This is a genomic window from Vreelandella sp. H-I2 (assembly GCF_052959335.1).
Map to the genome: position 1 here is coordinate 445,665 of NZ_JBRAMC010000002.1, position 25,490 is coordinate 471,154.

Annotated in this window: 23 protein-coding genes; 13 read left to right on the forward strand and 10 right to left on the reverse strand. The window is 54.2% G+C overall.

Annotated elements, in window-relative coordinates:
• The first annotated feature begins 706 nt into the window (after nt 1-706).
• The 3 genes from ACUVOF_RS06605 (at nt 707) to ACUVOF_RS06615 (ending at nt 4,290) form a co-directional block, all read left to right on the forward strand.
• Nucleotides 707-853 carry a hypothetical protein gene (locus ACUVOF_RS06605; RefSeq protein ID WP_447043580.1) on the forward strand — a complete coding sequence of 49 codons (147 nt, stop codon included), beginning with the start codon at nt 707-709 and terminating at the stop codon, nt 851-853.
• A 51-nt stretch (nt 854-904) separates the two neighbouring features.
• Nucleotides 905-2,035, forward strand: a complete 1,131-nt coding sequence (locus ACUVOF_RS06610; RefSeq protein WP_447043581.1) for a PQQ-dependent sugar dehydrogenase — start codon at nt 905-907, stop codon at nt 2,033-2,035.
• 212 nt (nt 2,036-2,247) lie between these two features.
• Nucleotides 2,248-4,290, forward strand: a complete 2,043-nt coding sequence (locus ACUVOF_RS06615) for a TonB-dependent siderophore receptor (RefSeq protein ID WP_447043582.1) — start codon at nt 2,248-2,250, stop codon at nt 4,288-4,290.
• Between the two features lie 85 nt (nt 4,291-4,375).
• On the opposite strand, the gene ACUVOF_RS06620 is transcribed toward ACUVOF_RS06615, so the two are convergent.
• Nucleotides 4,376-5,209 (reverse strand): ABC transporter ATP-binding protein, encoded by an 834-nt coding sequence (locus ACUVOF_RS06620; RefSeq protein WP_447043583.1) that lies wholly within the window; start codon nt 5,207-5,209, stop codon nt 4,376-4,378.
• A 251-nt stretch (nt 5,210-5,460) separates the two neighbouring features.
• Here ACUVOF_RS06620 and ACUVOF_RS06625 point away from each other — a divergent pair, with 251 nt between their 5' ends.
• Nucleotides 5,461-7,602, forward strand: coding sequence for a TonB-dependent receptor (locus ACUVOF_RS06625; RefSeq protein WP_447043584.1), 2,142 nt, complete (start codon nt 5,461-5,463; stop codon nt 7,600-7,602).
• Nucleotides 7,603-7,685: 83 nt separating this feature from the next.
• Here the strand turns inward: ACUVOF_RS06625 and ACUVOF_RS06630 are convergent, their stop codons facing one another.
• The 6 genes from ACUVOF_RS06630 to ACUVOF_RS06655 all read right to left on the reverse strand — a co-directional run bounded on the left by ACUVOF_RS06630 (nt 7,686) and on the right by ACUVOF_RS06655 (nt 12,352).
• Nucleotides 7,686-8,723: a FecCD family ABC transporter permease gene (locus ACUVOF_RS06630; protein WP_447043585.1), complete on the reverse strand. Its 1,038-nt coding sequence runs from the start codon at nt 8,721-8,723 to the stop codon at nt 7,686-7,688.
• The gene (locus tag ACUVOF_RS06635) at nt 8,720-9,724 is read right to left on the reverse strand and encodes a FecCD family ABC transporter permease (protein WP_447043586.1); all 1,005 of its coding nucleotides are present in this window, start codon (nt 9,722-9,724) and stop codon (nt 8,720-8,722) included. The genes ACUVOF_RS06630 and ACUVOF_RS06635 overlap by 4 nt, the downstream gene beginning before the upstream one ends.
• A complete protein-coding gene (locus tag ACUVOF_RS06640) occupies nt 9,718-10,662 on the reverse strand; it encodes an ABC transporter substrate-binding protein (RefSeq protein ID WP_447043587.1) in 945 nt (314 codons plus the stop codon). The genes ACUVOF_RS06635 and ACUVOF_RS06640 overlap by 7 nt, the downstream gene beginning before the upstream one ends.
• A 108-nt stretch (nt 10,663-10,770) precedes the next feature.
• Nucleotides 10,771-11,106, reverse strand: a complete 336-nt coding sequence (locus ACUVOF_RS06645) for an AzlD domain-containing protein (RefSeq protein WP_447043588.1) — start codon at nt 11,104-11,106, stop codon at nt 10,771-10,773.
• Nucleotides 11,103-11,825 (reverse strand): AzlC family ABC transporter permease, encoded by a 723-nt coding sequence (locus ACUVOF_RS06650; protein WP_447043589.1) that lies wholly within the window; start codon nt 11,823-11,825, stop codon nt 11,103-11,105. Before ACUVOF_RS06650 ends, ACUVOF_RS06645 begins: the two co-directional genes overlap by 4 nt.
• A complete protein-coding gene (locus ACUVOF_RS06655) occupies nt 11,822-12,352 on the reverse strand; it encodes a helix-turn-helix domain-containing protein (RefSeq protein ID WP_447043590.1) in 531 nt (176 codons plus the stop codon). The genes ACUVOF_RS06650 and ACUVOF_RS06655 overlap by 4 nt, the downstream gene beginning before the upstream one ends.
• 209 nt (nt 12,353-12,561) lie before the next feature.
• On the opposite strand from ACUVOF_RS06655, the gene ACUVOF_RS06660 reads away from it, so the two are divergent.
• Together ACUVOF_RS06660 and ACUVOF_RS06665 are read left to right on the forward strand one after the other, a co-directional pair.
• Nucleotides 12,562-12,690, forward strand: coding sequence for a hypothetical protein (locus ACUVOF_RS06660; protein WP_447043591.1), 129 nt, complete (start codon nt 12,562-12,564; stop codon nt 12,688-12,690).
• Nucleotides 12,680-13,009, forward strand: coding sequence for a hypothetical protein (locus ACUVOF_RS06665; protein ID WP_447043592.1), 330 nt, complete (start codon nt 12,680-12,682; stop codon nt 13,007-13,009). The genes ACUVOF_RS06660 and ACUVOF_RS06665 overlap by 11 nt, the downstream gene beginning before the upstream one ends.
• Before the next feature lie 133 nt (nt 13,010-13,142).
• On the opposite strand, the gene ACUVOF_RS06670 is transcribed toward ACUVOF_RS06665, so the two are convergent.
• Nucleotides 13,143-13,463, reverse strand: a complete 321-nt coding sequence (locus ACUVOF_RS06670) for a hypothetical protein (protein ID WP_447043593.1) — start codon at nt 13,461-13,463, stop codon at nt 13,143-13,145.
• A 506-nt stretch (nt 13,464-13,969) separates the two neighbouring features.
• Here ACUVOF_RS06670 and ACUVOF_RS06675 point away from each other — a divergent pair.
• The 7 genes from ACUVOF_RS06675 (at nt 13,970) to ACUVOF_RS06705 (ending at nt 22,835) form a co-directional block, all read left to right on the forward strand.
• Nucleotides 13,970-15,619 (forward strand): DASS family sodium-coupled anion symporter, encoded by a 1,650-nt coding sequence (locus ACUVOF_RS06675; protein WP_447043594.1) that lies wholly within the window; start codon nt 13,970-13,972, stop codon nt 15,617-15,619.
• Nucleotides 15,620-15,818: 199 nt separating this feature from the next.
• Nucleotides 15,819-16,334, forward strand: a complete 516-nt coding sequence (locus ACUVOF_RS06680; RefSeq protein ID WP_447043595.1) for a CinA family protein — start codon at nt 15,819-15,821, stop codon at nt 16,332-16,334.
• A gap of 39 nt (nt 16,335-16,373) precedes the next feature.
• Nucleotides 16,374-17,198: an ammonia-dependent NAD(+) synthetase gene (nadE, locus tag ACUVOF_RS06685; protein WP_447043596.1), complete on the forward strand. Its 825-nt coding sequence runs from the start codon at nt 16,374-16,376 to the stop codon at nt 17,196-17,198.
• A gap of 89 nt (nt 17,199-17,287) precedes the next feature.
• Nucleotides 17,288-18,433, forward strand: a complete 1,146-nt coding sequence (locus ACUVOF_RS06690; protein ID WP_447043597.1) for an exonuclease SbcCD subunit D — start codon at nt 17,288-17,290, stop codon at nt 18,431-18,433.
• A complete protein-coding gene (locus ACUVOF_RS06695) occupies nt 18,430-21,489 on the forward strand; it encodes an AAA family ATPase (protein ID WP_447043598.1) in 3,060 nt (1,019 codons plus the stop codon). Before ACUVOF_RS06690 ends, ACUVOF_RS06695 begins: the two co-directional genes overlap by 4 nt.
• Before the next feature lie 111 nt (nt 21,490-21,600).
• Nucleotides 21,601-22,350, forward strand: coding sequence for a tellurite resistance TerB family protein (locus ACUVOF_RS06700; RefSeq protein ID WP_447043599.1), 750 nt, complete (start codon nt 21,601-21,603; stop codon nt 22,348-22,350).
• The gene (locus ACUVOF_RS06705) at nt 22,350-22,835 is read left to right on the forward strand and encodes a phosphatidylglycerophosphatase A family protein (RefSeq protein WP_447043600.1); all 486 of its coding nucleotides are present in this window, start codon (nt 22,350-22,352) and stop codon (nt 22,833-22,835) included. The genes ACUVOF_RS06700 and ACUVOF_RS06705 overlap by 1 nt, the downstream gene beginning before the upstream one ends.
• A 104-nt stretch (nt 22,836-22,939) precedes the next feature.
• On the opposite strand, the gene ACUVOF_RS06710 is transcribed toward ACUVOF_RS06705, so the two are convergent.
• The gene (locus ACUVOF_RS06710) at nt 22,940-24,322 is read right to left on the reverse strand and encodes an NAD-dependent succinate-semialdehyde dehydrogenase (protein ID WP_447043601.1); all 1,383 of its coding nucleotides are present in this window, start codon (nt 24,320-24,322) and stop codon (nt 22,940-22,942) included.
• A 176-nt stretch (nt 24,323-24,498) separates the two neighbouring features.
• Entirely contained in the window at nt 24,499-25,419 is a 921-nt protein-coding gene (locus tag ACUVOF_RS06715) for a LysR family transcriptional regulator (RefSeq protein ID WP_447043602.1), read from the reverse strand.
• Nucleotides 25,420-25,490 lie beyond the last annotated feature (71 nt).

Here is a 25,490-nt window from a genome sequence, read left to right on the forward strand (position 1 = left end):
ACTGGGTTATTAACAAGCAATACCGTACCCGATGGCCCTACGCCTTCGCGATGAAGTTGGGCTATAAAGGCTCGTGGGCTGCGTGCTAAGCCAGATACGCAGCCACAGACTCACATTGGTTACGGTTTGGTTGTCGATCGCATGCAAAACGGTATAGACGGTATAGATAGTGTGAGTAATGGAAAAGCTTTAGCGTTTGTTTAGTAGTAATAACCGTGTTGCAGGCGCGGTCCTTATAATTACAAAATTGCGCCCATAACCCTTGGTCGCAGGTTCAAGTCCTACTGGGCCCACCATTAAATCTGGCAGTTTCCTCCCCTCTAATCTCCATTGTTCTTCAGTTTGTAATTGAGATTTATTTACTGACACGCAGCAACGTTGCCATAATGCATTTATTCTCTTCTCCTTAAGCGCCTTTTGCATCCTGCGCGCTGTGTCAGCAGCCTCAGGCCAATGATGATGCTTGGTGTAGGCTCATCTATCTTTTCATTCCTTGGACAGCCTCAATTTCCCCACCTATCCTCATGAGATATGAGTTATAAGCGTGGGCCAGCACGGACCGCCGAGATGGAATATTGATAAGGTAAAGAAGGTGTTTGTGTAGTGGCATCGAATCGTAAGGCATCTTCATTCTCTACAAGGAGAGTAGCATGGTGTATGCCCCGATAAGTCTCCGTCCCAACCTCCGCAGGATCCTCCCAATTCGATGGTTTTCTACGGCTCGGCCGTCGCCATCGTGGTCTTTTCTGCTATTTCCTCGTTCGCCGGAGTGGACAAGGGCATCCGCAGTCTCTCCGAGTTCGATATGCTGTTGGCGCTGCCTGAACCGGAAGCCGATCCTCCCTCTACGTAAGGCAGAGTCAGGAGCCATTTGCAAAAATCACCATCACGGAGATTGCTTGTCATGAAACACTACACCCAAGCGGCCATGGGTCTTGCCGCTACCGCCATGCTGACGACCCCGCTTGCCTTGGCGCAGCCGGATGAATCCGTGCAGACCGAGGCCGGTGCCATTGCCGTCGAAACTGTCGTGGATGGCCTCGTGCACCCATGGGGTATGGCCTTTCTGCCCGACGGACGCATGCTGATTACCGAGCGCGAGGGGCGCCTGCGCATCCTTTCGAAGGACGAGACGCTCTCCGATCCGATCGAAGGGGTGCCAGATGTCTTCCATCAGGGCCAGGGCGGCCTGCTTGATGTGGCGCTGCATCCGAACTTCGCCTCGAACCGCTGGGTCTATCTCTCCTTCGCCGAGCCCGGCGAGGGGGGCGCGTCCACCGCGCTCGGCCGCGGCCGCCTCGAAGATGACCGACTTGAAGACTTCGAGGTGATCTTCCGCCAGGAGCCCAAGGTCGACGAAGAGAACCACTTCGGAGGGCGCATCGTCTTCACCGGCGACGATACGCTCTTCTTCACCTTGGGTGAACGCTTTCTGTTCGATCCGGCCCAGGACCTGTCCAACCACTTGGGCACCATCGTTCGACTCAACCATGACGGTTCGGCAGCCGCAGACAACCCTTTCGTTGATCAGGACGACGCCCGCGATGAGATCTGGTCCTACGGCCATCGCAACATTGAAAGTGCCGCTATCCACCCCGATACGGGCGAGCTGTGGGTCGCCGAAATGGGGCCGCTGGGCGGGGACGAGCTCAACCGTCCCCAGGCCGGTAAGAACTATGGCTGGCCCGAGGTAAGCTGGGGCAAGCACTACAGCGGTGAGGAGATTCCCGATCCTTCCGAAAACGGCGAGTATGCAAATGCGGTCAAGCAGTGGACCCCCGTGATCTCGCCATCCGGAATGATCTTCTATACTGGCGACAAGTTTGCCGATTGGCAGGGCGACATGCTGATCGGTGGGCTGACGGAGCAGGGGTTGGTGCGCATCACCTTAGATGGCGCGGAGGTGACCAATGATGAGCGCATCCCGCTAGGCGTACGAATTCGCGATGTCGAGCAAGGCCCGGAGGGATGGATCTATGTGGTGACCGACGAGTCGGACGGCAAGGTGATGCGCCTGAGAACGCTGGACGACTGAGATGGCGTTTCTTAGCATTTCTGTCTTAGCTCTTCTGTTGTGAAACGCCCCGTTCCACAAGCCAATATTGACTCATTGTGCTTATTGTGGCTGTGAATAAAAATCCGTATCATTCGCTTTACTACAATAGCGATGCGATTTTTATCACCTTTGAGGCCCTCTTCATGCTCCGGAACACTCAACCCTTCGCGCGACGTCCGCTTGCTGTTGCTATGCGACGTTCCCTTACCCTTTCGCTAGGCGGCGTGTTGAGCATTGCGCCGCTTGCCGTTCTGGCTCAGGAAGAGGTGGTGGATACTGGCACCACGGTGGTTACCGCCACAGCATTGAAAGTCGATACGCCCGAAGTCGAAACACCGCGAGCGATCTCGACCGTGGGTGCCGAAGAGCTGGAAACGCGCAATGTTCAGCAGTTAGATGAAACGTTCCGCTATCGGTCTGGTGTGCTGTCAGGCCACTATGGCTCGGACAATAATACCGATTGGTTCAAGGTGCGGGGTTTTGACCATGCAACGTATCAGGATGGCTTGCGCCTCTTTGATCCGGGCTACTATAAATGGACGCCGGAACCGTATGGTTTGGAAAGCGTAGAAGTCTTTAAAGGGCCGTCGTCGATTCTGTACGGTGAGGCACCCTCCGGCGGCTTGATTAATGCAGTAAGCAAGCGTCCCACCGCCGAAAAACGTGGTGAGGTCGAGATCCAGGCGGGTAACCGGAATCATCGCCAGTTCGAGATCGATACTTCGGGGCCGGTCACCGAGAGCGGCGATGTACGCTACCGTTTCGTGGGGCTTTACAAGGAACGTGACGGTGATCTGAACGACACCGATAACGAGCGTGTCTACTTCGCACCGAGCCTTGAATGGGATGTTTCCGATAATACCCAACTGACGGTATTAGCCAGCTTTCAGAAAGACGACGGTGTTCCTGTTAATCCATTTAAGCTTGCCTATGGCACATTGTTGGATACCCCCTTTGGTAAGGTATCGCCGCAAACCAACTACGGTGCGCCAGATTACGACAAGGACGAACGTACCCAGTCAGCCATCGGTTATGAGTTGCAACACCAACTGAATGATACTTGGCAATTCGAGCAAAACCTTCGTTATAGCCACTTGGATCTGGATCTCCGTAGCACTTACATCATGTCGTCTCCCAATGATGAGCGGACAGCTCCTCTTGGTCACCTACAACGTGATGGGGAGATAGACAGTTTCACCGTCGATAACCGCATGGTCGGCAAGTGGTACACCGACCGCACGGAAAATACGCTGTTGGTTGGGGTGGATTATCAAAATTTGAGCCTAGATGGTAAAGAGTTTGACGACTTTGCTTACGATGTTGTCGATATCTTTGATCCTAATACAACCATTGCGCCGGTAACTAGTGACCAGTTGGATCGCCGTCAAATCGACAAAGAGCAGTTGGGTCTTTACGTGCAGAATCAGTTACGTATCGACGACCGCTGGGTACTGCTCGGCAGCTCGCGCTATGATAGTGCGGATGTGAAGAATTTTTATGAGGGAACGGGTGTCACTGTTGATGAAACCCAGACGGCGACCTCTTGGTCTGGCGGTGTGATGTATCTGGGCGATAACGGCCTAAACCCTTACCTCAGCTACAGCGAATCTTTCCGACCAGTTGAGGAAGTAAGTGCTTTCAATGCGGGTTTCGATCAGATAGAGGGTGAGCAGTGGGAAGCGGGGGTTAAGTACGCGCCGTTTAATTGGGATGGCTATGTTTCGGCGGCGGTGTTTGATATCAAGGAATCCAACTCCTTTAGACCAGCACCAAGTGGGAGCCAAACACAGGAAGGTGATACAACGTCCAGCGGCTTTGAGCTAGAAGGTGTGGGCTACCTGACGGATTCATTGAAGTTGACGGCGGCCTATACCTACACCGATGCACGAGACAAGGATGATCAGCGCAGGGAGCTAATTCCACGCCATATGGCATCCGCATGGTTGGATTACGGTTTTGCAGGCACTGCGTTGAATGGTCTGAACGTGGGGGCGGGCGTGCGTTATATCGGTGAAACACCATCGTCTCCTAGTCCCTTCAACCCTATTCGAAACTACGATGTGCCTTCCTCTACACTGTATGACGCTATGGTTAGCTACGATATTAACAATAGTTGGACGGCACAGCTGAACGTTAATAACGTAACGGATGAGGAATACGTTGCGAGTTGTGATTTCTACTGTTACTACGGCGAATCCCGCAGTGTGATCGGCAGCTTGAAGTATAGCTGGTAAGGGTAAGCCTTCCTGCTCTGCTAAGCCCGGCTACTCGCCGGGCTTTTTTGGGCTTGAGGGGAAATGACTCACCTACACAGCGCTGCTAAACAACCACCCCTGGCTCGCTGGCAACCTGGTGCCGTTTCCTCGGCACACAGATAGGGCTTCCGCTTTCAGGGTCTTGGATGACATGGGCATCCAGATCAAAGACATGCTTAAGATTGTAGTCCGTAAAAACATCGCTGGGTGGGCCGCTGGTGACGATACGGCCATCACACATCATCACCAAATGATCGGCGTAGGCGGTGGCCAAGTTTAGATCGTGAAGCACCAGTAGCAAGGTGCGACCTTTTTCGTGAGCTAGGCGCGAAAGTAACTCTAGCAAATCAACCTGCACCTTTAGATCCAGAAAGGTAGTGGGCTCGTCGAGCAAGATTAAATCAGTCTGCTGGGCCAGCACCATAGCAATCCAGCAGCGCTGGCGCTGCCCGCCGGAAAGGGCATCGACATTACGATCGGCGAATTCCGTCACATTGGTAAACGCCATTGCTTCGCGAATGGCCTCGGCGTCCTGCTGGGCGTTTTTCTGCCACAAACCCTGGTACGGAAAGCGGCCCATGCCCACCAATTGTTTTACGCTCAGCCCCTCGGGTGCTACCGGACCTTGGGGCAGAATCCCTAGGCGCTTGGCTACCTCCCGCGTTTTGCTGCGATGGATATCCTTGCCGTCCAAATACACATGCCCGCTACGAGGTGTAAGCGTGCGCGCAAGGGTTTTTAGCAGCGTCGACTTGCCACTTCCATTGGGTCCCAAGAGCACCGTGAGCTTGCCTTCTGCGATGTCGATATCCACACCATCCAACACACGTCGAGCATCATAGCCAGCATGTAGTGCTTCGCCTGTCAGGCGGGAGGGCGGGTTTGATGGGTATGGCATGACGGGCTCATTGGAGTTATCGAAACAGCCAGAACCGTAAGTCAAAATATTCTCATTTTCAATATATTCTGTTAGCCAATGGGCAACTGCTCGCTGCTTGGAGGTGACCAAAAGAATTTCGTTATATCGAACGGTTAGTTCCAATTGAGTAGACCGTTGTGTTTTTATATGCATAAAATAATCATTATCATTTAGATGTAGATTACTTTTTCAAGGGCAAACTCACTCAAAAGTAGGGGAATGAACACTCGATGTACATAAAGAAACGTCAGGTATTTTGGCCTACGGTAACGCTCGCGGGACTAATAGCAGCCACACAGGGTCACGCTCAGGAAACGGCAACCAACGATGCACAAAGTGGACGAGGCGACTCAAATCAAACAGTCGTGGTGACCGCCTCGCGTACAAATGCAACAAAAGAAGATTCGCCTCAGACAGTACGGATAATTAGCGAGCAAGAGATCAATCAACAGCGACAGCTGACCAGCGATTCGTCTCAGATACTGAGCAACCTGCTGCCCTCTTACTCACCCAGTCGCCAGAAAATGAGCGGCAGCGGTGAAACCCTGCGCGGCCGCACGCCGCTGATTCTGATCGACGGCATTCCCCAGACAAACCCGCTGCGCCCCACCGGCCGTGAAGCTCATGCCATTGATTTTTCAATGGTCGAGCAGATCGAAGTGATACAGGGTGCCAACGCCACTAATGGCGTAGGCGCGGCGGGTGGGGTCATTAACCTGATTACCAAGCGCCCCGAGCCAGGCTCCTTTAATCAGCACGTGGAAGCGCAGATAACCACTCCCACCAGCGAGCTTGACGGCGATACGCTGAGCTATAAAACCAGCTACGGCTTGAGTGGTAACAGCGGTGATGTGGATTACCTGTTCTCGGCAAGTTATGAGGATCAAGGGCTATTCTTGGATGGCAATGGAAATGCTGTCGGGGTGGATAATACCCAGGGCGATCTCATGGATGCGCGCTCTTTCGATATTCTGGGCAAGCTGGCTTACTGGTTGGATGACAATCAGCGCCTGCAGTTTTCGCTCAACCATTACAATATCGAGGGGCATAATAACTATGTAAGCGTAGCGGGTGATCGTGCCAATGGAATAGTAACGACGTCCGAGCGCGGTACACCGGAAGGAGATGCGCCTTACAACCGGGTATGGACGACGGGGCTCAGCTACGACCACTATGATCTTGCCGGCATGCATCTGAGTGCACTGGCTTTCTACCAGGATTACGAGGCGCTGTTTGGAGCGACCAATTCCGCTACCTTCCAGGATCCTGCCATTGCCCCTGTAGGAACTTTCTATGACCAGACCATGGCAGCCACCAGCAAGTTTGGTACTAAGGTCTCGCTGACCAAGGATGATCTGTGGGATGAGCGCCTGAAGATGACCCTGGGTTTCGATACCCTGTTCGATGAAACCGAGCAGTACCTGTATCAAAGTGACCGCACCTACGTACCGCCCACCGAATACACCGACCTGTCGCCCTTTGTGCAGATTGACCTGCGCCCGCTAGACTCGCTACTGCTTTCCGCTGGCGCGCGCTATGAGTATGCCAAGCTCGATATCAACAACTACCAGACGGTAGCGGCCAACAATGGCGTTACTGTCGAAGGTGGCGACCCCAGTTTCAATGAAACGCTCTATAACATTGGTGTTGTGTGGAAGCCGGTCGACCACTGGAGCCTATTTGCCAATTACGCCGAAGGGTTCTCCATTCCCGATGTAGGGCGTGCATTGAGGGGGATCAGTACCCCTGGCCAATCCGTCAACAACATCGAAAATCTGAGCCCCATCGTTACCGATAATATCGAGACCGGGGTGCGTTTTGAGAACGGGCGTCTGGCGGCTGAACTTAGCTATTACGAATCTTCTTCCGACTTCGGCAGCCGTCTAACAGAGGTAGATGATGTCTTCTATATGCAGCGCCAAGAAACAGAGATTAAAGGTTTTGAGGCCGCGGTAGATTACCAGCTTAACGATCAGCACTCCGGTCGCTTGGCCTACTCGCGTATGGAAGGGCGTTACGATAGCAACGACGACGGTAACTTAGATGCCAAGCTATCGGGACTGGATGTCTCGCCGGATCGCCTGACGGCCAGTTGGTCAGCTAATTGGTCAGATGAGCTCTCTACCTTTGTTCAGGCCAACTACGCCTTTGATAAAACCTTCGATGAAGCCAACCGTGAGTTCGATGGCTATCTGTTGATGGATGCTGCCGTGGGATATCAACTACCCGTCGGGCAGGTCAATGTAGGGGTATCCAACCTGCTTGATGAGCAGTACGTCACGTATTACTCGCAAAGCGCTCTAGTGAATGATGAGCGCTATTTTGCGGGGCGAGGCCGCACCTTAACGCTGGGTTATCGTTTGGATTTCTAATCAGCCGCTTTCTATTTTTATTTTCTATGCTCGATACTGTTTGGCGGCGCCCCGAGGGTGCCGCTTTTTTTCGTCAACAGGTTCTAGAAGCGAGTGCGCCATCGATGCAACAAATAGACAAAAAAGGGCGCGCCTATCCCGGCAACGAAGATCCCCGCAGGCAGGTCTTTGGGTAAAAAAGCCACTCGGCCCAGCAGGTCGGCGTAAAGCACTATCAGGGCGCCGACCAGTGCTGACGCGGGCACTAGCTGTGCCATATTACGCCCCACCAACCTGGCTGCCAGATGGGGGGCAATTAACCCCACAAAGCTTAAGCCCCCTGCAAACGCCACCGCGGCACCGGCCAGCGCCACGCTGCAGGCAAGCAAGACTAATCTGCTGCGCAGAATTGCTACCCCGAGCCCTTCGGCAACGGTGTCGCCCAAGGCCATGGCATCGGCATGCCGGGCGAAGGCTAGGCTGATCGGCACCGCAACTAATAACCAAGGCAATAGACCTTGAACATCCCCCCATTGCGCCGCGTAAAGGCTGCCGGTAAGCCATACATAGGCGGTCATGGCGGCAGAGTCATCACTGATGACGATTAACAGCGTAGTGCCAGCGCCCATGGCTGCTGCAAGGCCAATGCCCACCAGTACCATCCGCGATGGGCTGATGCCGCCTTTCCAGGCGAGGCTAATCACCAACAGGGCGGAGACCAGCGCTCCCAGCATGGCGGCAACAGGTAGCCAGTGAATGCTAAGGGTGCTGCTCAATAGTGCCAGGAAAAGTACCGCCGCCAGGGCAGCACCGCTGGTAATGCCGATGACATCCGGGGAGGCCAGCGGGTTACGCACGATGCTTTGCAGAATCGCCCCCGCTATTGCCAGGGCGGCACCGACCAGTATGGCCAGTAGAATTCTGGGTAGCCTTAACTCCCAGATGATAAAAGCGATATCGCTACTTTGCGGCGCGGCGAGGGCGTGTAGCACCTGGGTGAACGGTGTGGGAAAACTGCCTAAACAGAGCGATAACCCGGCGCTGGCTACCAATAAAAGGCTTAGCATAAGCATGCTGCGCAGTAAGTGGTTACTGTCGTTCTGCGCCTTGCTATCGAGGGGTAATGTTGCTGCTTGTCTCATTGGCCTGCCATCTTGCGTCGCGCCAGGTAGATAAAGAAAGGCGTGCCGATCAGCGCCGTCATGACGCCGACCGGTATCTCCTGGGGGGGCATTAAAAAGCGAGAGGCGAGATCGGCCAGCAGCAGCAAACAAGCTCCCAGCAGGGCGCAGGCAGGTAATAGCCAGCGGTGATCAATGCCAAATAGCCCTCGCGCCATATGGGGCACAATCAGACCCACAAACCCGATCATGCCCGCCAGCGCTACGGAGCTACCCGCCAGCACAATCACAATCAACCCGAGCAGCAGCTTGATGGTGTTAGCCTGCATGCCGAGCCCGGTGACCATGTCATCGCCCAGCAACAGCACGTTGGCATGGCGGACTAACAGTGCGCTGAGGAGCAGTGCTGCGCCGAAGAGCGGCAGTAAGGGCGCTACCAAAGCGAGGTCGCGCCCTGACACTGAACCCGCCAGCCAGTAGAGCACGCTTTCAAAACTTTGCTGATCAATCACCAGCAGCCCTTGGCTGAATGACACAAACATCGCCGTTACCGCCACCCCTGCCAGCACAACCCGCAGTGGGGAGAGCTCACCGTGGCGGCCACGGCTAAGCAGTACTACCAGTACAGCAGCGACCAGTGCGCCCAAAAGTGCGGCCCATACGTAGTGGGCGGGGGTATGTAGCGGCAATAGCGAAACCGCGACCACCACAAAAAACATCGCGCCGGCGTTAATGCCCAAAATGCCCGGCGACGCCAGCGGGTTGCGCGTGATGGTCTGCATCAGTGCACCGGCAATCGCTAAGCTGGCACCCACCAGCGCGGCGATCACCGCACGGGGTAAGCGCTCAGTTAAAAGAATGATGTGGGAAATGTTGGTAGGGTCGTAGTGGGCGAGCGAACCGAATAGCGAGGAGAGGGCGATCTCTGTCGTACCTAACATTACGCTGCTGAAAAAGGCGCCCAGTGCCACCACCGCCCCCAGTACCAGGCCAATACTTTTTGCGGTGGCGCTGTTCAGCATGGCAATGATTCCCCACGTCCTGAGGCGCGAGGCAGGCAAGCTTGAAGCTTGGCCGCTTCAGGCTGCGACAGGCCATAATGGTTATAAAGATCATCCAGCATGGCATTGGCCGCTAATATACCGCCGCCCATCATCCAACTGACCGGATCAACTTCAAATACGCGCCCGCTTCGTACCGCTGACAGCTGTTGCCATAGAGGGTGGGAAGCCCAATGTTGGTAATTACCCGCTATTGCAGGGTCATCCGGTTCAAGCAGAATAAACAGGGCATCGGCATCCAACACCGGAATATTTTCAGTACTGGAAAGCTTCATTCCCCAACTCTGGCTTTGCAGTGTATCCGGCTGCGCAAAGCCCAGCTCATCTAGAATCGAGCCTGCAAAGCCGCTGGTATAGATACGTGCGTGGTCGCTTTTAAAACGCACCACGGCCACTTTTTGCGGCCACTCACTGCCCAGCTTAACGGCGATTTGCTGGCGAAAATCAGCAGCCCTTTCATCCCAGCGCTGGAGTAACTCGCTGGCCGCTGCCTGGCGGTCGGTGGCTTCGGCTACCATCGTGAGCGTGGTTTTGAAGTTAAATACTGTCGGCGCTGTTACCGTGGGGGCGATAGCGTTGAGTAGCGGTGCTATTCGCGCGTGGCGAAAATCACTGGCAATCACTAGGTCAGGATTAAGCCAGGCAATTTTTTCCAGATTGGGTTGAGTTTCCAGCCCTACATGTTCGACGCTATCAAGTGAATCACGCAGGTAGCGGTACATGGGCTTTTCCAGCCATGAGTCGACTACGCCAATGGGCCTCAGTTCAAGGGCAACGGCACTGTCGGTAGCCCCCTGGTAAAGTGTAACTATACGCGGTGATTCAGAGGGGTGGTTTGGCGTGTTAGCGATCGTCATAAAGGGAATTAGCGCCGAAAACGTTATCAGCAACACCCTCATTAGAACCTTCTTGCGATGGGTGTATGCTTTCAACATTGATGTCACTTTACGTTTGGCTAGGAGTGCAGTGCCAGGATGATGGCATGGCGTAAAGGCTAATGCAAAGCATTACCAAATGAGAGCCGCGACCTCTACCGCCCCAAACACGGCGACTCCCGCAGCGACTGGCCAGCCTAGTGAGCGTAAACGCCACCATACCAACAACGTAATGGATAATCCGATAGCTGTTGCGACCCAGGAAACGGCATTTGGGTTAACAGGCACAATGGACACCCCCAGCACAGCGGCAATCATCAGTGGGCCGAGAATGCCTAGCCACTGAGGCATATTGTTGATGCCGGTCGTACTGTTTAAACGGCTCTGCATCCATAAGAATGGCAAGACCCGCAGCAATAGCGTGCCCAATGCTGACGCCACCACGGCTAGCCACAGTGCACTGCTCATGGGAGACACCTCCGGCTTTGAAATTTGACTGTATAGAAACAGAGCGCGCCGCAGGCGGCGGCGAGTGGAATGGCCACATTGCCCCAGCCGTACAGGGTAAACAGCAGTGCGGCGCAAATGGTGCAACTCAGCGCCAGCGCCCAGCGTTTGTCGGTAAAGCGCGGCGCCACCATGGTTAGAAACAGCGCGGGTAGGGCGAAGGGCATCACTTCACCGAGCAGCGGCCAGCGGTTGGTTAATGTTTCACCCGCCGTTGCACCCACCATCGTACCGATAATCCATACCCCCCAGGCTAGCAGTGACGCGCCGACAAACCAGCCAAATCGCTCGGGTGCAGCGAGCTGTGGAAGCCGTGTCAGTGCTAAAGCAAACACTTGGTCGGTTAAGCCATGCATCAGCCAGGGCCAGTGACGACTGCTTGGTAATAAGGACGCCAGGTTAGGGCCGTACACCACATGGCGCACATTAATCAGCAACGTCATTGCGACCACTAGCCAAAGTGGAGAGCCAGCCGCCACCATGCCTACGAAAAGAAACTGCGAGGCACCGGCGTAAATCAGCGCTGAGATGGCGGCGGCTTCCCACATGCTGAAACCTGCCTGAGTGGCCACCAAGCCAAACGAAAGTGAGACCGGAATATAACCACCCAGCAGAGGAATGGCTTCTCTCACGCCCTTTAGTGCGTTGCGGAATGGGGAGTGGCTAGCAAGTTGGCTCATGGCGTTTCGCCTTTGGCACCATAGGTGATGGTCATCATCAAGGTGGCCACTGCTGCTTGGGTACGGTAAAGGTGTGGCTGATCGGCCGGAAAAGTGATTGTATCCCCAGGCTCAAGCTGTGTAGTGGCGCCTTCTGGCCCCGCTTCAAGCCACCCGCTAATCAGCGTTAGCGATTCGCGGGTGCCGGAAGTATGCGCTTCGGCATGGCGAAAGGTGTGAGGCGCGCAGCGCATCCAATAGGCATCCACTTGGGGGGAGCCTTTGCCTTGATCGATTAAGCGTACCTGCACGCCATCTTCGCCCAACGGCACGCTAATGGGAGCCACCAGCGTGCCGAAGGGCACATTGAGGCGCACCGCTAGTCGCCAGATGGTGTCCAGCGTTGGGTTGCCGTTGCCTTGTTCAAGGCGGCATAAATTAGATTTGGCGATGCCCGCTTCATTAGCTAATTGTGACAACGACAAGCCTCTCTCAACCCGGAGTGCTTGTAGATGCTGGCCCAGCGTGTTGAGTGAGAGTTTATCCATGGGGGCATTCCGCTATTACGACGACTGTTCTTTATATGGAACGTTCTATATAAAGAACGTTAGCGTGTCAACGGAAATCTTAATAGCTTCCTCTGACGCCCCTAGTTTTTATGAGGAACAAGAGCGTGAGCGGCAGCGAAGTGTTTTAACGTCATCAAAAGGTTGAAGAAATTTTATTTATTTACCCAAAATATTATAATGAGCGAATCGTGACCAATGCTCTAGCAATTCATTCGGTGGCGTTTGAGGCGCCATATCTGCGTGGTGGCGTCATTACACTAATGGAAAAGCTCTTTTCCAAAATAAAAAAGAAAAAGGAAACTGCCAATGCGTATTAGGACGCTTTTGGTTGCACTTGTGGCGTTAATCGCTTCATCGATGGTGGTAGCAGCAGACTACTATGTCGATATTACTAACCGTACTGGTTACACCATTTACTACATGTACGTGAGTCCAGGGAGTTCAAAAAGCTGGGAGGAGGATGTATTAGGCAGCGATATACTCATGAACGGCGATACCCAACGGGTTACCCTAACGGGATATACCAATCCTTATTTTGATATTCGCCTTGTTGATGAAGATGATGATAGCTACACCTTTTGGAACATAGATGTCTCAACACAAGATATTGTCGTCACGCTGGATCACCTAGATTGAGCCCTCGGTTTAGACATCAAAAATGCCCCGGCCGCATAAGCGGGCAGGGGCATTGATAGAGGGTACGTTTAAGTGCTGACGTTTTAGCCGAGCTTAATTAGCCGAACTTAATTAACTCGTGAGGATTAGCTGATCAGGCCGCAACGACTTTGAGTGTCGCTGGTGCCGCTTTTTGCGGCTTGCGTACTGCTTCCCCGTTATCGGAGGGTAGGTCATTACCCTTCACCATCTCCGCATACCCACGCTGCGTTAAGGCAAGTACTTCCGGAGAAGTGCCCCATTTAAGCAGCATCTCATCCAGCAGTTGCTCGGCTTTTTCAGACTGGCCCCAGCGGTGAAGCAGCTGAGCAATGGTGTAGTCGCAATCGGGAGTATCAAACAGTTCATCCCTGATGTCTTGAATGGCAATTTGAAGACCTGCCTGGGTAAGGTTGGTTAGCTTTTCGCTGTGCATATCACGGCTCCTTGTGAATGCGATTCTTAATGGTGGTGTGTTGTGTCCACCAACCTATTAATTGTACGAGTAGGGTACGAAATTGAGCTTAATATAGCCGCCAGTGAGAAGCAATGCGCAAACAGCCATAGTGGGAACATTGATTTCATGTGGTGCATTAACAAGGTTCCTCCTCGAAGACACGGGCCCGATCAAAGCAAATAACAGCAAAATAGCTGCGAGGACGGTCACTTAGGCATGCCCAGGCTTCCTCCACCCCGTCGCAAAGCTTTCGAGCAATCGGCCCTCCTTCTATTTACAGGACAATTTTATTTAGCAATTGCTAATTATTAAACTAAAGTCGTTATACTTTAGTGGTAATTGCGGACAAGTCGCTGGACTAATTGTCTATAGCAGTGAATAAAGGGCGCCAAAATAGGTCTAGTATTGATTTTAGTACGGCGCATTTATCGAAAAGCTGACCTGGACCTTTTCTTTTACCTCTGACCGCAATTGGCGTTAACGTTATGCATAAAATAGCCCTGATGACGGTATGGGATCAGCTATGGCACTCCCATTACCAAGCCAAAAATTTATTGATGTGTGCGCTACCAACGGGTGGCGCCGCAAAAGCGGCGGCTTCCAACGCCAAGCGCGAGCCTTCTCATCAACCTAAGCCACCCGCTTATACCACCCCGCAGAAAGTTGGGTTGTTGCTTGGCCCGCTATTGTTCGCTTTTATAGTGATGTTTTTTCACCCTGAAGATTTAAGTTTTGAAGGGCGTATGGTACTGGCCACTACGCTATGGGTGGCTGTGTGGTGGATCACCGAAGCTATCCCCATTCCCGCCACTTCGCTATTGCCGATTGTGCTACTGCCCATTACCGGCGCGCTGGATGGCAATACGGTGACGGCTGCCTACGGTAACCCGATTATTTTCCTGTTTCTGGGCGGTTTTATGATCGCATTAGCAATGGAAAAATGGGATTTGCACAAGCGTATCGCCTTATCGATTATTGCCGTGCTAGGTACCAGTATTAATAGCATCGTCTTTGGCTTTATGGCTGCAACCGGCTTCTTATCGATGTGGGTATCCAACACCGCGTCGGTCATGATGATGCTGCCCATTGGTACTGCTATTGTTTACCAAGTTAGCCAGGAGCTAGAAAAGGGTGACGGTGACCACAGTAGCGAAATCGAGAAATTCAGTAAGGCATTGATTTTTGGTATTGGCTATGGCGGTACCATTGGTGGTTTGGGTACGCTGATCGGCACGCCACCGAACATTATCCTCGCAGCCATTGTGAATGAGCTATTTGGTATTGAAATCTCTTTTGCCGGCTGGCTTATGTTTGCTTTTCCTGTCGTGGTCGCACTGCTGTTTATCGCTTGGCTGCTACTGACGCGGGTGTTTTTCAGAATCGAGTTTAGCCACTTGCCGGGTGGGCGAGCGCTTATTAACAAAGAAAAAGACGCGTTAGGTAAAACCAGCTTTGAAGAGAAGGCTGTGCTGGTGGTTTTTCTGTTTGCGGCCTTTATGTGGATTACCCGCTCGTTTTTGTGGCAGGGCCAGATCATCAATATCCCCGGTATCAATGACACCATGATCGCGATTGTCGCGGCATTGCTGCTGTTTCTGATTCCTTCAAAAAATAAGGGTGGCTGTCTGCTGGGCTGGGACGTAGCGAAAGATGTCCCTTGGGGGATTCTGCTGCTATTCGGAGGCGGTTTAGCAATTGCTGCAGGCTTTGGCTCTTCTGGCTTGGCCGAGTGGATTGGTGGGCAAATGAGCGTGCTGGAAGGCGTGAACTTCTTGCTGGTTATCCTCATAGCGACCGGTATGGTACTTTTCTTAACCGAAATTACCTCGAATACCGCCACGGCCACGATGATTTTGCCAGTTCTTGCGTCGTTGGCACTCGCGCTGGATATTCATCCCTTTGTACTGATGGTGCCTGCCGCCATGGCCGCCAACTGCGCCTTTATGCTCCCGGTGGGTACCCCACCCAACGCAATTATCTTTGCTACCGGCAAAATCAAAATTATTGAGATGGTGCGCACGGGCTTCTGGATCAATATTATTGCCATGCTGTTGATAGTAGCAGCGGTGTATTTCTTGCTGCCTGTGTTATGGAAAGTAGATTTAACCAACTACCCCGACGCCTTTCGCAACTAGTTATAAGGCTAACTCGAAGGCCCCTATTCTCAGGTAGGGGCTTTTTTTAGCCGTATTATTTAGGGGCCCCCTGATGAGTTAAATGGCGTAACTTAAGTTAATAGCCGTCAAGGATTTTAGACAAATCATAGCGCTTAGCTATAGTGCCTAAAGGAGTAATAACAGAATACGGTGTGATAGCGTCATTAGGAGAAAAGCAATGGAACTGCTTGAAAAAATTAGTGAGTATCTTAAAAAGCACGAACTGAAGATGGCCACGGCTGAGTCTTGTACTGCAGGTTTAATCGTATCCGAACTCGCCAGTATACCGGGCAGTGGCCAGTCAATAGATTGTGGCTTGGCGGTTTACTCACCAGAAGCCAAGAATCGCTACTTAGCCGTTAGCTTTGACACCATCGAGTCCTGCGGGCTTACCAGTGAAGCGACCTCCCGTGAAATGGCGCTAGGCGCGCTAGATAACAACGATGCCAATGTGGCCGTCGCCAATACCGGCATCGCTGGTCCTGAGCCACACGATGGCATCCCCGTGGGCACGGTGTGTTTTGCTTGGGCCTTTCGCCACAATCAAAAAACCTACCTGATGACTGAGACGCAGCGTTTTTCAGGTGACCGCAACCAGGTGCGGTTGGCCGCAGCACATTACGCCTTGGAGTTGATTCCTAAACACCATGGCGAGATGCTGGCAGGCACCGTACCTAGCGTCGACGAAGCATGATGTCGGCTACCAATAGTTCGCAAGGAGGCAGGTAAATCAATGAATAACCAAGCAACCCAACAGCAGCTTATTCAAGCAGACTTGCATGCCCAAGCTTCGATTGAGCCTCAACACGAAATCGATAAACGCGTCGATTTTCTATGTAACCAAATGCTTGAAACAGGCCAACATGCCCTTGTGTTAGGGATTAGTGGCGGCGTGGACTCGACCGTCGCTGGGCGCTTAGCACAGTTGGCCGTAGAAAAGGCCCGCAATAAAGGGAGTGACGCGCGCTTTTATGCCATGCGGCTGCCTTACGGCGAGCAAAAAGATGAGGATGATGCGCAACAGGCACTGACCTTTATTTCCCCCGATGAAGTGCTCAATGTGAATGTAAAGCCACCCAGCGATGCTCTGTTGGCTTCCTTGGAAGAGGGCGGTTTGACATTTCAAGACGCCGCTCAGCGCGACTTTGTATTGGGCAATATTAAGGCGCGCCAACGCATGGTGGCTCAGTATGCGGTCGCTGGTGCCAAGTCAGGTTTAGTGGTGGGGACTGATCAAGCCGCAGAGGCATTGATGGGCTTTTTCACCAAATATGGCGATGGCGCCTGCGACCTGGCACCGCTGACTGGGCTCACTAAAGGGCAGGTAAGAGAAATCGGGGCCGCTTTGAATGCACCTGCTTCATTAGTAGAAAAATTACCCACGGCCGACCTGGAGTCGCTTAAACCCCAGTTGGCGGACGAAGTGGCGCTGGGTGTCACCTACGCCGAAATTGATGCCTTCCTTACCGGCCAGCAGGTCAGCGAACAGGCCTATACAACCATTACCCGCACCTATCAACGCACCGATCACAAGCGTCAGCTACCCAGAACACCGTAGCGACACTTTTAGCAAGCTCAACGCAAGCGCTAAACGCAGCCCCATTAGGTTGTTATGATGGCGCTACACTATTGGCTGTTGAGCTTGTTATGCGTCTACTTCACACCGCTGATTGGCACCTAGGTCGGCTATTCCATAACCTTTCGTTATTGGAAGATCAGCGCCATGCACTCAACCAACTGATAGACATCGTTGACCGTGAAAAGGTCGATGCGGTGTTGATTGCGGGCGATATCTACGACCGCTCGGTGCCTCCTTCGGCGGCGGTAACGCTCTTGGATGACGTACTGCACGCGCTATGCGAGGTGCGCAAGCTGCCGGTCATTATGATCTCCGGCAACCACGATGGTGCCGAACGCCTGCGCTTTGGTGCGCGCCACCTGCGCCAAGCCGGGCTGCATATCCTCTCTGATTTGGCGGATTTCGCCACGCCCGTCACCCTGTCTGTGGGCGGCGTGGAAGTGGATGTATTCGGCATCCCTTACGCCGACCCGGAGCAGGTGCGCAGCCAGTTTAACGTTGAGGCGCGCGATTTCGATGCTGCCCATCGCTATCTGGTGGAGCAGATCAGCGAACAGCGGCATGCAACCCGCCCCTGCATACTGATGAGCCACTGCTTTGTGGATGGCGGTAGCGCCTCAGACTCGGAGCGCCCGCTAACGCTAGGGGGCGCCGAAAACGTCGCCTGGGAGCCCATGCAGCACTTCGATTACGTGGCGCTGGGTCATCTGCACGGCCCGCAGTATCGCGGTGGTGAGCATATTCGCTACAGCGGGTCGCTGCTCAAATACAGCTTTTCCGAAGCCAGCCAGCGTAAAGGCGTCACGCTGGTCGAGTTAGGCGTGAACGGCGTCACGAAAATTGACCAGATGACACTGATGCCCAGCCGTGAAGTGCGTGTCTTGGAAGGCGAGCTGGATGTGTTGATCGCCCAGGGCCGAACCGATAAGAACGCCGACGATTACCTGTTGGTGCGATTGACCGATCGGCACGCGATTCTTGATCCCATGGGCAAGCTGCGTGGGGTGTATCCGAATGTGCTGCATCTTGAGAAGCCCGGCATGCTAGAGGCGCGAGGCACCCAGCAGCTCGACCGGGAGCGGCTGCGCTTTGATGCGCTGGATATGTTTAGCGACTTCTTCAACCAGACCAGCGGCGAGGCCATGAGCGAGGGACAGGCCAGCGCAATGGCTGAATTGATTACCCAACTGCAGCGCGATGAGGCCCAGCAATGACGCCGTTAATGCTGACCATGCAGGCCTTTGGCCCGTTCGCGGGCACTGAAAGCATTGATTTCACCGCGCTGGGCAAAAGCCCCCTGTTTTTGATTAACGGGCCCACCGGGGCGGGTAAGAGCTCGATTCTCGATGCGCTGTGTTTTGCTCTTTACGGCCAGACGACGGGTAATGAACGCGACCCGACCCAGATGCGCTGCGATCAGGCAGATGCTGCGCTGTTAACGGAAGTTAGCCTCGATTTTCATCTTCGCGGCGCTGATTACCGGGTTCGGCGTGTTCCCCAGCAAGAGCGCCCTAAAGCGCGCGGCGAAGGTACCACTACGCATAATGCGGAAGCCCAGCTTTGGCGATTAAAGGCGGGTGGTGAGGTAGAAACCTGCTTGGTGGCGCGCAAAGTCAACGATGCCACCGCCGAATTGCAAACTCTGATTGGCCTGGATGCCAACCAGTTTCGCCAGGTCATGGTGTTGCCCCAGGGTAAGTTCCGCGAGCTGTTGATCGCCGATTCAAAAGAGCGCGAAAAAATCTTTTCGCAACTGTTTCAAACACAAATCTTTCAGCGTATCGAAGAGCAATTGCGCAACCAGGCCAATCAAATCGAGCGGGATGTGAAGGAGCATCGCCAACATATCAGCGGCATTCTAGCCGGGGGCGAGCTGGAGAATGAGGCCGCGTTAGATCAAGAGCTGGAGTCGCTAAAGCCACAGGTGGAAGGCGCACGACACCAGTTCGAGACCGCGCAGCAGCAGCGCCGCAAGGCCGAAATACAGCGCGATGAAGCGCTGGCGCTGCAGCGCCAATTTGAAGCCCGCGATACGCTAGCGGCGGACAAAGCTGGTCACCTTGGGCAGCACGATGAGATCGAAAGCAGCAAGGAGCGTCTAGCACAAAGCGCCCATGCACAGGCGCTGCAGGCGCCAAAGAGAGTCTTAGACCAAGCGCAGCAAGCAGTAACGACCGCTCAAGCCGAACAGCAAACGGCTGAAGCTGCGTTAACCGCCCAGCGTTCTAACGCCCAACAGGCGAAGCAGGCATTCGAAACGACACGCCAGCGACAGTCGGAACTGCCTGCGCTGCGCGAGCGTCATCGTCAGTTGGGCGAGTTTATTCAAAAAGGCCAACAGCTCAGCGAGCTGCAAACGCATTTTCAAACCGCGCAGGCCGCGTGGCAGCAAGCGGACAGTGCACTTAAACGCGACGAGGCCCAGTTAGACGCTATTCGCCAACAGGGTGAAGCGATAGGCGTCAATCTCGAACGTTTACAGGCCGAGCTTCAACAACTGGCCAGCGCCCCTGCTGAACTAAACCGCCACAATAACCTGCTAACCCAGCGCCAAGAGCTGGATGAACTCGGCCGCCAAGGGCGTGAGTTAACGGCTCAACAGCAGCAGGCAGCAGACGCACTCGAACGTCGAAAAAATGACGCAGCACAGGCGGATCGCAACGCCACGGAGCAGGAGATGCGCTGGCACCAGGGCCAAGCCGCGCTACTCGCACTGACGCTCGAGCAGGATGCCCCCTGCCCGGTGTGCGGCAGCTTGGCGCATCCCACCCCGGCGGTTAACAACGCCGAGGTCGTCACTCAGGCGCAGGTGGAAGCGGCCAGGTCGGCTCAAGACCAGGCCCGCCACGCTCTTCACGTCGCTGAGCGCCATTATCAGCAGCTTACCCAGCAAGTTAGCTATAACACACAGCAAGTGCAGCGACTCAATCAGCAGTTAGGCGAGTGGGCTAGCCAAGCGCTGAAGGCACTACAAAACACCTGTGATGAGTTAAATCGCCAGGTCGCTCGGCAGACAAGCGTTGAGCGAGAGGTTCAGCAACAAATCGCCGCCCGTGATGCGCTACGACGCGAGTGGGGCGTGTTGGATAAACAGCTGAAAGCCCAGCGGCCCGCGGTTGAAAGAGCCAAAGAAGACGCGTTGAGGCTAGAAAGCCAGCGCGATCAATTGAGTCAGTCGCTGCCTGAAAATGCCCGCAACCCTGTCGCTATGCGCCAGACGCTCACTGAGCTTGACCGCCAAATAACGCAAATTGAACAAGATTGGGAAAGCGCTCAGCAAGCGCTTTCAAACAGTCAAACCCAATTGGTGCGAGCAGAAGAGCAGCGACGCGGAGCGAACGCACGCATTGAACGCAGCGAGCAGTCGTTACAGCAGGCGCGAACAGAGTGGCAAGCCGCGCTACAGGCCAGCCCCTTTAGCGGTGAGGCGGCGTTTCAGGCGGCGCAGTTGGATGCTGCTCAGCGGCAAGCATTGACTCACCAAGTCGAGGCGTACCAGCGCCGCTTAGCCGAATTTGAAGGTGCGCTGCAGAATTATCAAACCCAGCTTGCCGACAAAACGCCGCCGGCTCTTACCGCGCTCACTACCTTGGCCGAGACTGCCCAAACGGCAGAGCACACCCAGTTAGAGGCATGGCGAAAGCTTGATGGCCGTTTAGCGACGCTACACGGTATTCGCCAAAAGCTGGCAACTGCGCATACGGCCCAAGCGGAGCTTGAAGCCCAATATCAACTGTGGGGCACGCTAAGCGAAGTCGCTAATGGCCGTACCGGGCATAGAATCAGCCTGCAACGCTTCGTGCTCGGCGTGCTGCTGGATGACGTTCTGATACAGGCTTCTGAGCGGCTGGTCCGTATGAGTCGGGGGCGCTACCAGTTAGTTCGTCGAGAAGACCCCTCTAAAGGCAACAAGGCGTCGGGGCTGGAGCTTGATGTCGCCGATACCTACACCGGCAAGAACCGTTCGGTAGCGACGCTTTCTGGCGGGGAGTCTTTCATGGCAGCGCTGTCGTTAGCGCTGGGGCTTTCGGATGTCGTGCAGGCGTACGCGGGCGGTATTCAGTTGGATACACTCTTTATCGACGAAGGCTTTGGCAGCCTCGACCAGGATGCGTTGGATCAAGCCATCGCCATGCTGAGCGAACTGCAAATGGGCGGGCGTATGATTGGGGTCATTTCCCACGTCAGCGAGCTCAAGGAGCAAATGCCCATCCGGATAGAAGTACGCGCTAGCCGGCACGGTAGCTCGGTAGCAGTGAAGGGCGCATAGCGGTAATGTGGAATTCGGTAGCGTTAATTCATGCTGCGTTCATACAACATGTTTTATAAAGAGCGTTAAATGTTAACGGCGCCGAAAAGACCACCCATGAGGAGTGCAAGGATGAACGCAAGCAAGATTTTACAGCAGCTGATGCAGCAAGCGGACAGTAGCCAGAAGGGCAGCGGCAGCGGAAGCAGCGGTGTCGATGTTCAAGGCATACTGAGCGGCCTTTCCCAGCAGTTGGGTGGCGGTAGCAACCAAGGAAGCAGTTCCACTGGTGGTTTTGATGTTAAAAGCCTGCTTGGTGGCGGTGCTATGGGCATGTTAGTAGGTTCAAAGCGTGGCCGCCGCATGGGGGGCAAGGCGCTTAAATATGGCGCGATTGCGGGTGTCGGTATGCTGGCGTGGAAAGCGTGGCAGAGTTCACAAGCCGCTAAGAACAGCAACGGCCAGCCTGGCAATGCGCAAGCCGCTGCCGCGGAAGGCGAGCGTGTCGAAGTGCTTAGCGGTGACGTTCAAGAACGGCGTAGCCTGGAGCTGCTACAAGCGATGATCATGGCGGCGCGCGCCGATGGGCATATTGACGAGCAAGAACAGGCATTGATCACTGAGCAAATCGACGCCCTAGGGGCTGATCAGGAAATGCATCACTGGGTAGAGCAGCAGCTAAAGGCACCATTGGATGCCCAGGCGCTTGCCCGTGAGGCAGACTCCCCGCAGGCCGCACGCGAGATGTATCTCATCAGCGTCGCGGTAACCGACGATCAAAATCCCATGGAGCGTGCATGGCTGGACCAGTTAGCCAGCGCACTGAACTTACCCAAAGAGATGACCATCGAACTTGAGCGCCAAGCTCAGCAGGCGGGTTAATGCTGGATACGGTTAACTTTTGGCTAGCCACCGGTTTTGGATTGGGCCTATCGCCGATTGCAGCGGGCGCTTTGGGTTCACTGATAGGCATTCCGTTGGCGTGGTGGCTACTGGGCCGCCCGATAGGTCAGCAAGGTATCGTTATCGCTTGTTTACTGGTGCTTGCGGTGCCCGTTTGTCACGTCGCCGCGAGACATTATGCCGGGTTGGATCATGGCAGTATCGTTGCCGATGAATATGTGGCGTTCCCGCTGACGGTAATAGGGTTAGCTGCCGCACGCCATCCTGCGGCAATAGCGCTAGCGTTTGGTGTATATCGCTTTTTTGACTCGGTAAAACCGCCACCCATTCAGCTAGCTGAGTATGTGCAGGGTGGTTTTGGAATTGTTTTAGATGATGTTATTGCCGCTTTGGTAACGTGGTTAATCATGGCAGTAGGGTTAACGCTTTGGCAGCGCAGAGCCGCCCGCCAACGCCTGGAGTGACTCATAAAAGCCCAGAGTGGCCCATAAAAACGCCGCAAGCCTACATAAGAGAAGGAGTTGCGGCGTATTTTAGTTAACGGCTAAATCCAACAAGATTTAACGCATTACTCTTGAACGACAATCACCGATTTTGCATTGACGAATTCATGCATGCCAAAGCCACCGTGCTCACGGCCATAGCCGGAATTTTTAACGCCGCCGAAGGGCATTTCCGGTGTGGCGACACCAAACCCGTTGATAAATACCATGCCGGTATCAAAGTACTTGCTGGCAAGTTCTGTCGCGCGCTTAACGTCTTTGGAGATAATGCCGCCGCCCAAGCCATAGCGGCTATCGTTGGCAATACGCATGGCATCTTCGTCATCTTTGGCACGAATCAGCGCGGCGACCGGGCCAAACAGCTCATCATCATAAGCGGGCTGACCGGGGGTTACATTATCGAGCACAGTGACCGGGTAAAACGCACCTTTGCCTGATGGCTTTTCGCCACCACAAAGAATTTTCGCGCCTTTACGAACGCTCTCTTCAACCTGCTCGTGGAGATCGTCACGCAGATCAACACGCGCCATGGGGCCAAGGTCGCTATCTTCCTGGGTGGGGTCACCCGCTTTAAGCGACTGCATACGAGCGACATAGCGCTCTTTGAACGCGTCATAGTTTTTCTCGGTCACTATAAAGCGCTTGGCAGCCACACAGGTTTGACCGCCGTTAAAGACACGTCCCGTTACGCAAGTGTCTACCGCTACGTCTAGGTCAGCGTCATCAAGTACTAAGAACGCATCGTTAGAACCCAGCTCAAGTACGGTCTTTTTCAGGTATTCAGCAGCCTTGGCGGCAACTTTGCGGCCTGCACCGTCGCTGCCTGTTAGGGTAACGCCACGCACAGCAGGATGTGCAATCACTTCGTCAGACACATCGTGAGATATCAGCAGCGTACGGAAAACATTTTCAGGCAGACCCGCTTCGCGATAAATTTTTTCCAGCAACAAACCGCTGCCGGTAACGTTTTCAGCATGTTTAAGCAGCACACCGTTACCTGCCATAAGATTGGCGATAGAGTAACGTACGACCTGATAGGCCGGGAAATTCCATGGCTGGATGCCGTAGATAACACCCATCGGAGAATAGCTAACAATGCCGCGTTCACCGTTGCTAGGTTGACGCTCTTCGTCAGCTAGTTTTTTCGGACCGTGTTCGGCGGTGTAGTCGCAGATGCCGGTACACAGATCAACTTCCTGACGGGCTTCGGAAGGCAGTTTGCCCATCTCCTTCACCATCAGGTCGACAAGCTCGTCTTTATGTTCCTGCAGCGCTTGGCCAATTGCTTTAACCGTTTTAGCACGGTTCTCCAGCGATTCTAGGCGCCAATCGAGAAATGCCTCGTAACAGGCATCGACTACCTGCTTCGCTTCATCGCTATTCATCAGCGTGTAGGTATCGAGTGTTTCGCCGTTAGTTGGATTAATCGTCGTAATGCTGTTGCTCATAAGATCTCCTATCTATAGATCAACGTTTGGGTCAAAACGCCCAGCTCCTGAGCGTTTAGCCGACCGGTCTATTTTATATGCAGCCACTCTAGTACACATTGAGCGTCTATGCATAATTAAGCGTTCACCGTCGGGCAGCGAATTAATCGATGAGTTCCTCCTTTGAGATGATTGGCCTAGTCCAGCCGATGCGGCCATACCTCATCCAACGTACTGAGGGCTGCGTTCACGGTCGGTTCGGCTGCGCTATCATGGCGCCAAATAAAGCTTAAAGCACAGGGCAGGCGGATGTTGTCGGCTACGGCCAGGCCGCTCTCCTGACGTTCAGCCATGGCCAGGGCATCGCGGGCCAAGCTTAAACCGACGCCTGCGCGCACCAGGTCGAGCATGCAGGCCTCCTGGTCAACCTGGGCCACACGATTAGGAATCGCGCCGCTCTTGGCAAGCGCCTGCTTTAGCAGCCGGTGGTGGGCTGAATCCTGTGGCGTAACAATCCAGGGCAGCGTGGCCAAGTGCTCCCATCGTGTATCCATAAGCCGCTTTTCCCAGCCCGCCGGGGCAATCACATGATAATCAAAATGCGTTAGCTCGCGCCAAGCCAACGTCTCATGCCCTTGTTCGCGTTCGAGCCCAGGTCCTTGGCCGGGTGACGACAAGTAAAAACCGACATCTAAATCGCCCTGTTCAATACGATTCAGCACACTGCCGCTCATCCCGTGGTGCAGTTCGGTTTCTAACTGCGGGGCGCGTGCCATCAGGCGACTTAAAAAGGCGCCTAGGCGGAGAAATTCGGGGTCGACGATGGTGCCAATGGCGAGCTTGCCGCGAAGTGTGCTGTGCAGCGCACCGGCGGTTTGTTCAAAGGCGTGAGCGCTGGCCAGGGCCTTTTCGGCGGCGGGCAACAGCGCATGGCCGTCGGCTGTCAGCGCGAGTCCCTGGGGGCGGCGACTAAACAGGCTCAGTCCCAGATTCGCTTGTAGCTGCTTCAACTTTAGGCTAATGGCAGGCTGTGTCAGATGTAACTGCTCTGCTGCGCGTGACACGCTCCCCGTCTTGGCAACGGCCACGAAAGCGCGCAGTGTGGCGTAGTCTTGCATGATGGGTCTCATAGCGTGGCTAAGATATTAGCAAAGCTTATAACTGGCTTTTAAATAACTCAATTGATCCG